Annotated in this window: 8 protein-coding genes and 1 pseudogene; 8 read left to right on the forward strand and 1 reads right to left on the reverse strand. The window is 66.1% G+C overall.

What is annotated here, in order from left to right; all coding sequences use genetic code 11:
- Positions 1-18 precede the first annotated feature (18 nt).
- The 5 genes from EB084_15670 to EB084_15690 all read left to right on the forward strand — a co-directional run bounded on the left by EB084_15670 (position 19) and on the right by EB084_15690 (position 3,916).
- Complete coding sequence (locus EB084_15670) at positions 19-270, forward strand: ATP-binding protein (protein NDD29697.1); 252 nt, start codon at positions 19-21, stop codon at positions 268-270.
- A 28-nt stretch (positions 271-298) separates the two neighbouring features.
- Positions 299-1,009 (forward strand): DNA-binding response regulator, encoded by a 711-nt coding sequence (locus EB084_15675; GenBank protein NDD29698.1) that lies wholly within the window; start codon positions 299-301, stop codon positions 1,007-1,009.
- A gap of 234 nt (positions 1,010-1,243) precedes the next feature.
- Complete coding sequence (locus EB084_15680; GenBank protein ID NDD29699.1) at positions 1,244-1,735, forward strand: PilZ domain-containing protein; 492 nt, start codon at positions 1,244-1,246, stop codon at positions 1,733-1,735.
- Between the two features lie 149 nt (positions 1,736-1,884).
- Positions 1,885-2,514, forward strand: coding sequence for a hypothetical protein (locus EB084_15685; protein ID NDD29700.1), 630 nt, complete (start codon positions 1,885-1,887; stop codon positions 2,512-2,514).
- A 1,093-nt stretch (positions 2,515-3,607) separates the two neighbouring features.
- A complete protein-coding gene (locus EB084_15690) occupies positions 3,608-3,916 on the forward strand; it encodes a hypothetical protein (GenBank protein NDD29701.1) in 309 nt (102 codons plus the stop codon).
- A gap of 77 nt (positions 3,917-3,993) precedes the next feature.
- On the opposite strand, the pseudogene EB084_15695 reads toward EB084_15690, so the two are convergent.
- A pseudogene (locus tag EB084_15695) lies at positions 3,994-4,758 on the reverse strand (hypothetical protein).
- Here EB084_15695 and EB084_15700 point away from each other — a divergent pair.
- The 3 genes from EB084_15700 to EB084_15710 form a co-directional block, all read left to right on the forward strand.
- Positions 4,678-5,580, forward strand: a complete 903-nt coding sequence (locus tag EB084_15700) for a serine/threonine protein kinase (GenBank protein NDD29702.1) — start codon at positions 4,678-4,680, stop codon at positions 5,578-5,580. The pseudogene EB084_15695 and the gene EB084_15700 overlap by 81 nt on opposite strands.
- A 36-nt stretch (positions 5,581-5,616) precedes the next feature.
- On the forward strand, positions 5,617-6,102 hold the full coding sequence (locus EB084_15705; GenBank protein NDD29703.1) for a hypothetical protein: 486 nt from the start codon (positions 5,617-5,619) through the stop codon (positions 6,100-6,102).
- Between the two features lie 83 nt (positions 6,103-6,185).
- Positions 6,186-7,461: hypothetical protein (locus tag EB084_15710; protein ID NDD29704.1), on the forward strand; the 1,276-nt coding region annotated here is incomplete at its 3' end.

Genomic DNA, 7,461 nt, shown 5'->3' on the forward strand with positions numbered 1-7,461 from the left:
CAAGGGTCGTGAAGACTGTTGGCGTGTGGTGAGGGGCGCATCGAGGTGGGTGTCTGGCGCACCGACGAAGACCTCGATGCCGAGGGGCTCTCGCGGGCGCTGCACGCGCGCGAGGAGGACTGGACCCCGTTCCTGCGCCGCCTTCCGGCGTGCGGTTTTCCGCTTCGTGTCGCGAAGCGCGTGGTAGAGGCGATGGGAGGGGAACTCCTGGTGAGGCGCGAAATCCATGGCGTGGCGTTCGTCCTTCCCCTGAGAGCGTCCCAGACCTGATTCCCCCCGTCCCCACCCGCAACCGCGCATGACAGGAGAGACACGCATGGCCCCCTCGTCGCGACAGCCCGACAGGCCCGTCGTTGCGCGCGTTCTCCTGGTCGACGACCACCCGGTGGTTCGCAATGGCCTGCGCCTCATGCTCTCAGAGTATGCAGAGTTCGCCGTGGTGGCCGAAGCGGAGAGCTGCGACGACGCCTTGCAGAAGGTGGCGTCGGTGAAGCCGGATCTCGTGCTCATGGACATCAACCTGGGCAGCGCCGAGAAGGACGGCATCTTCACCACACGCGAGATTCTCGACCGCCATCCTGGCACCCAGGTCATCATCATCTCCATGGGCAAGGAGAAGGCCGACATCCGCAATGCCATCGAGGCCGGGGCGGTGGGCTACCTGGTGAAGGACATCACTGGCCCCGAGCTGGCGCGCGCGCTCACGACCGTTCTCGAGGGGGGGTCGGCCCTGTCTCCGGACGTAAGCCGGGAGGTGCTGCGAGAGTTCACCGGCATGCTCAGCCGCGGCAGCGCACCACAAGAGCCGCGCGAGTCGCTGAGCGAGAAGGAGCGCGAGGTGCTGGTGCTGCTCTGCAAGGGCAACAGCAATCGCGACATCGGCGCCAGTCTCTTCATCACCGAGAAGACGGTGAAGTCACACATCACGGCGATTCTGCGCAAGCTCGGCGTGAAGGATCGCACCCAGGCCGTCATCAAGGCCATTCAGCAGAAGATGGTCGACATCTAGGGGCGCAGGTCCCGCCAGTGGAAGCGGCGCGGGGAAGCGCTCGGGCCATTGCGGGCAGGCCGCATTCTCCTCAGCCGGCTTCGTGCGACCTGGTAACATCCTGTTCATCTCTTTGTCCGCGAGGCGTGCTACTGTGCTCCCCTGAGAGGTGGGTCCGGCGCCCAAGGGTGTGGCCTGCATTGCGCTCTGCCTCTTGAACCGGACCCCCCCTGCACATGAACAGGGGGTCAGCACGTGGTCTCTTCGCTGCTCAGCAGGGTCTTTCGCACGTTGTCGGCAACCGAGGCTCCCGCTTCGGCGCCGCAGCTTCTGCCTGCTCCTTCCTATGAGGAGCGTCGCAATCACCCGCGCTTCGAGCTGCGTGACGCGACCTGCATCTATCTCACCCAGCGCCCGATGTCGGCGGTTATTCTCGACGTGAGCACAGGTGGGCTCAGGTTTGCGACGCGTCTTGCCCGAGAGGTGGGCACGGTCGTGGGGGTTGCGCTCGACGTCGATGGGCAGGTGATGGTGCTGCCGCTACGCGTGCTCTGGGAGCGCTGGTCTTCGACCTACTTCGAGCACGGCGGGGTCTTCGTTGATCTCACGGCCGACGAGCGGGCGCATCTGCAGCGCTATGTGGCGTGGGCGTGTGAGAACCCACCAGACATGGAGAGCACCCGTGTGGCGGAGATGCTCGTGGCGAAGGCGATGGAGGCGGTCAGCCGCTTCAAGGCGACGCACTGAAGGAAGCCGATCGGCTTACGAGAATATGAGGGCCGCGCTCGCGCGGCCCGGCCAGCATGTTTTGAGGGCAGCGCTCGCGCGGCCCGGCCAGCATGTCTTGAGGGCCGCGAGCGCGTGGTCCGAGGGTCACCACAGGAGGAAGAGGTCGCATGTCAGAGCGGAACGGTACCCAGTCGAAAGAGGGCGCGGAGAAGACCGCCACGAGTCCCACCCAGGGGGGCGATATCCGCTTCCTCAACCAGAAGAAGAAGAAGAGCTCGAAGACCCTCGTGGTCGCTCTGCTCATCCTGCTCGGCGCAGTCGCCTACGCCCTGCTCGCCCGCGCGACCCTGCTGGTGCAGAAGGCACCACCCTCAGTCACGGGGGCTGAGAACGCCTCTACGCTCGTCGATCGCATCTGGGTCGATCGGGTTCCCGAGCGCGATCGCGACAGCTTCAGCTTCTATGTCTTCGGCAGCGAGGAGAACGTCGCCATGCACGATCTCGCGCCCTCGATCTATCGCCACGCCCTCGAGATCTTCTTCTACCGCGCCACTGCGCGCGATCTGCAGTTCCAGTTCCCGCACGATCGCCGCAGCGCCCGCTCGGCTTACACCATCGAGAAGCTGGGCAAGCCGGAGAAGCACAACATCGATCTGAAGCTCACCATCGCGGCCGACCCGCAGAGCGGCGGCACGCAGAAGGTGTACTACAGCAGCACCCAGTGGAACGCGCTCGATCGGTCCACGCTCCCCCAGTGGCTGCGTCAGGTCTCCACCGAGATTCCTGCCCAGCGCTGAGACCCGCCTGACTGGCGGGCGCGCGGCGGGCGGGGACGCCTCTCAGCGCCCTCGGCTCGCGCTGCCGGCCTCCAGCACCCACGTGCGCTCGACCGTTCCGCCGATGTCCTTCAGCGACGTGACCGCCGCCGGAGCGATCCCAGTCCGGTCTTCCGCGGTGAGCCGCAGCATGGCGCTCTCGAACAGGTGTATCGGGTCGGGAAACAAGGGGCGCCCCTGACCGTCGCTGAAGACCGTGGGCGCCGTCTCCATGCAGATCACCGTGACACGGGGCTTGTCGCCCGCCTGATCGAGGTCGCTGTCGTCGAGGAAGTAGCGACAGCCCGCAAGCGGGCCGTTCACCGACCGATAGGTCCGGCTCAGCACAGCCGCAAGCTCATGGGCCATCGCCGCGGGACCCGCGGCAGGGCTCTGCGCGGCCTGCTGCGGTGAGGCGTCCGACGAGCGCAGGTAGAGCGTGGCGCAGGTCTGCGCGTCGTCGAACCACGTCTGGGGCGAGACGCCGCCCACGCGTTCAGTGGGGATGCGCAGCGATGGGAACGGGTGGGCGGCGTCGAAGCGCGTGCTCGCTGGGGCTGGCACGACGGCCACCACCGATGTCGCATCGGGTTCCTTCAGGCGCGTCTCGACGCTTGCCCACGCGGGAGAGCGGTCGACCAGGAAAGGGGTCAGCGCTCGCCTCACTGAGGTCTCCTGCGACAGCTGGCGGGGATAGGGGAATCGCCGACCGAACCACGCTTGTGCAACGGGCGCCGCCCCTGGAGCGACGAGCCCGCGGGCCAGGGCTGATGCCGCGTCGAGCGCGGCAACGGGGCCTTTGCCCTGGGCGTCGAGCGCGGGTGGCTCCTCGATGGCACTCGGCAGGTCGGCCTCTCGCCGCTGGCACCAGAGCGTCACCGGCAGGCTCGCGTCGAGGCTCCAGCGGCTGTCTCGCGCTTGCCAGGTCGCCTCCTCCACGGAGGAGAGGGTCTCGCCTCCGAAGCCTCCGAAGATCAGCACGCGTCCTCGCCAGGTCGCGGCACGGCAGCCATCGCGCGGGGTCTCCATCCGTCCGCTCTCGAGCCAGTCTCGCGCCTGCGGGTCGAAGACCTCGATGCGCGAGACGAAGACCTTCTCGTCGTCGACCACGTCCCATCCGCCCACCGCCATGATGCGGTCGCCGAGTCGCGCGGCCGTGCAGTTCTTGCGCGCTCTGGCCAGGGAGGGCATGCGCGTCCAGGTGTTCTCGGAGAGATTGTATCTCCAGCACGAAGCCGACGCCTTTCCATCGGGGCCTTCTCCGCCCAGGGCCCAGAGGCTGCCATCGAGGGCAACGAGGGAGAGCCGATCCCTCGCCTGCGGCAGGTCGGCCTTTCGGGTGAAGGCATTCGTCTTCGGGTCGAACACCCAGGTCTCGGCGTAGCGGCCGCTGGCGTCACAGCCGCCCGCGATCCATACCCGTCCGTCGAGAACCGCGAGTCCGAAGCGGGCCCGCGCAAACGGCATGGTTCCGGCGCGGGTCCACACCCGCTTCTCGAGGTCGTAGGCCAGGATCTCGTCGCACCAGGTGCTGGTGTCTCGCATCCCTCCGAATACGAGAAGGCGGCTGCCGCACAGGGCTGCCGCGTGCGCCATGCGCGGCGACGGCAGGGGAGGGAGCTCCTCGAACGCATGGGTGAAGGGGTGGTAGAGCGAGGCCTCTGTCGACGCCCCCTGCGCCCCGGAGCCGCCCAGCACGAAGACGCCGTCGCCCCACGAGACCACGGCGAGGTTGCTGCGCGCGTGCGGCATGAAGGCCACGGCGGCGCTGTCGAGCCAGAGACCGGGCGGAGAGGCCAGGGCGGCGACGGTCGTGGTGAGGAGCAGCAACAGAGAGAGACAGAGACGCATGCCTTCAGGTTTCGTGACGCGGTGCCGGGCTCCCCTTGCGAGACGCGGCGGGCATCGGGTCGCAACCACGATGTCGTCGACGGTGGTCGCGCAGTGTCGGGGCGGTTTGGCGCGGACGGTGTCTGCTGCCGGTGATGGGGTGTTGGGCTGCGCGATGGCGCAATGAAGGGAACGGTGTTCATCGACAGGAAACCATGGAGGTCGCGCCCTGGACCGGGGGTGGCGGGGGCAGAGATGTTTAGCCGCCTCCCGCCTCGTCGGTTCTACTCTGCGGCTCGGCCAGGATGTTGACGCATGGAAGGCCTTCCCAACGGGTTCGTGCTTCGCGAGCAGTTTCGGGTGCTCTCGACCATCGGCCGTGGCGCCACGAGTCATGTCTACCTCGCCAAGGACCAGCGCTACGGCCACCTGTGCGCCATCAAGGCCATCGTGGTCGAGACGGCCGCCCCCAACGATCCCTTTGCCACGACCGACACCATCCTGTCTGAGGCCCGTCTCCTCACGAGCCTGTCGCACAGCGGGCTGCCCAAGGTCTACGATTTCTTCTTTCTCAACAACCTCTACTATCTCGTGATGGAGTGGGTTGCCGGGCAGACCCTCCTTCAGGTGCTCATCGACAAGGGGGCCCCGTGCGCCGAGGCTGAGGTGCTGGCCTGGGGAATCGAGCTGTGCGACATCTTGAGCTATCTGCATCAACGGCGCCCCAATCCCGTGGTGGTGGGCGACATCAAGCCCAACAACATCATGCGCACCTATGAGGGGAAGCTCAAGCTCATCGACTTCGGCATTGCGCGGTACGCCGATGCCGCCGTGAAGGCAGACGGGCATACCTTCGTCACGCCGGGCTTCTCGCCGCCCGAGCAGTACCGGAAGGTGGGTCTCGACCGCAAGGCCGACATCTACGCCCTGGGCGCGACGCTGTACTATCTTCTCACCGCGGCCAACCTCGACCGCTTTCGCTTCCAGGTGCCGCCATTGAGAGATCTCGCTCCCACCTGCACGCGTCAGTTCGAGGAGGCGCTCGAGCGGTGCCTTCAGAACGAGGCGAGCGCGCGCTATGCGTCGGTCGACCAGCTGAAGGAAGACCTGCGCAAGGCGCAGGATGTCGACCGGCGACGAGACAACAACGTGAACAAGCAGGCCAAGGACATCCTGGCCTCGCTCTACCGCTCGAAGAAGGATCGGCGCGACCTCTGAGGGGGCGCGCCCAACGTGGCCAAAGGAGAACCAGTCATGGAGTGCATCAAGTGCGGACAAGCCAACGACGCAGCTGAGACCTGCGGGGGTTGCGGCCTCGTGCTGTCGACCATCGAGCGCACCGAGAGCGGCGAGGCCCACCCGGTCTACGACCGCTACCTGGTGTTCCGCAACGCCGTGCATGGGGCGCTGGAAGGCCGCATCCCACAGTCGGACTTCAAGCGCTTCCTCGATGAGGAGTCGTTCAAGATGGCGCAGCGCGAGCAGGAGATCCGCCAGCTCGAGATCCCCCCGGATGCGCTCGAGGACTTCCGTGAGGAGCTCGAGGTGGGCTTCGAGGGCATCGAGCTGTACAACAAGGCGCTCTTCCACTTCCGCCAGTACTCCACCAGCGGCGACGTGACGTTCGCGCGCGGGGGCCTCGACCTGGCCTGGGCGGGCAACCAGAAGATCAACGAGGCGCGTCGCCTCAATCGCAAGAACCGCGCCGCGGAGCCGGACGCCGAGGGCGCAGCCACTTAACGATGCGTTAACAACCGGGCAACCTCAAGCGGGGATCTCTCGTGTTACGCTCTCCATGTCGAAACACGAAAGGGGATCTCCCGATGCAGGTCAACAACGCTGCTGGCTCCACACCCGCCTACCGCTTCTCTGACGTCGATGGCCGTCAGACGCACGAGGTGTGTGAGAAGCGCCTCACCGAGGCCGCCAAGATCGACGCCAACAAAGACGGTTTTCTGCAGGACGACGAGATCGTTGCCCACATGCGCGCCACCGACATCATCGAGTCGGGGCCCCGCAAGACCGACGTGGCGCAGTTCGTCAGCGATTACAAGACGTGGCTGCAGGGCAAGTCGCTGCCGCAGGCAGAGTCGTACCACACCTACGCCCAGGTCACCGACCGCCTGAAGGAGTTCGCGGCCGACCACGCCGACCTGTGCCAGCTGGTCTCGATTGGCAAGAGCGTCGAAGGTCGCGACATCTGGGCTTTGAAGGTCACGTCCGACGCGCAGAGCGACACCTCGAACAAGCCTGGTGTCGTGTTCACGGGCAACCACCATGCCCGCGAGTGGATGTCGATGGAGGTGCCGCTGCACCTGGCCGACGAGCTCATCCACAAGTACGACAAGGATCCGGCCATCAAGAACCGCGTTGACAACGCCGAGATCTGGATCATGCCCACGGTGAACCCGGATGGCTACGAGTACAGCCGCACCGAGGACAGCTGGTGGCGCAAGAACCGCGAGCCCGTCATCAACACGGAGTGCCCTCCGTCGGCCACCTCGTGCTCGACGAGCAAGGACGGCCAGCCCGTGGCCTATGGCGTTGACATCAACCGCAACTACTGGGACGGCAACCCCGATCACTTCAAGCTCTACCGTCCGGATGGCGACACGCCGTGCAACCCGTACGATGACGCCGGCGTGGTGAGCGATGACCCGGACAGCGACACCTATCGCGGTCCGCATGGTGGTTCCGAGCCCGAGGTGCAGGCGCTGATGGGCTTCGAATACACGCGTCCCAACATCAAGGGCATCATCGATCACCACGGCTACGGCGAGATGCTGCTGCGCCCGTGGGGAGGGACGAACGAAGACCCCGCCAACATCGCCGATTACAACGACGTGGGGCAGCGCATGATGAGCGCGCAGAAGAATCCCTACACCTACATGCCCGCCATCGACCTGTACCCCACAACGGGCACGTCGACCGACATGCATCAGGCGAACGGCAAGATGGCCTTCACCATCGAGCTGGGAACGTCGTTCCAGCCGCCCCCCAGCCAGTTCAAGTCGATCAAGGAGAACGTGGCGGCCGCCGATTACGCGTTCCTCGACTACATCATCGAGAAGAACCCTGCGGCACCGGCGCCCCAGCCGC

This window comes from Pseudomonadota bacterium, assembly GCA_010028905.1.
Taxonomy (GTDB): Bacteria; Vulcanimicrobiota; Xenobia; order RGZZ01; family RGZZ01; genus RGZZ01.

Excerpts from the sequence above, each read along its gene's own strand:
- EB084_15675 (NDD29698.1), top strand. The coding sequence starts at position 299 with ATGACAGGAGAGACACGCATGGCCCCCTCGTCGCGACAGCCCGACAGG.
- EB084_15685 (NDD29700.1), top strand. The coding sequence starts at position 1,885 with ATGTCAGAGCGGAACGGTACCCAGTCGAAAGAGGGCGCGGAGAAGACC.
- EB084_15690 (NDD29701.1), top strand. The coding sequence starts at position 3,608 with ATGCGCGAGACGAAGACCTTCTCGTCGTCGACCACGTCCCATCCGCCC.
- EB084_15700 (NDD29702.1), top strand. The coding sequence starts at position 4,678 with ATGGAAGGCCTTCCCAACGGGTTCGTGCTTCGCGAGCAGTTTCGGGTG.
- EB084_15705 (NDD29703.1), top strand. The coding sequence starts at position 5,617 with ATGGAGTGCATCAAGTGCGGACAAGCCAACGACGCAGCTGAGACCTGC.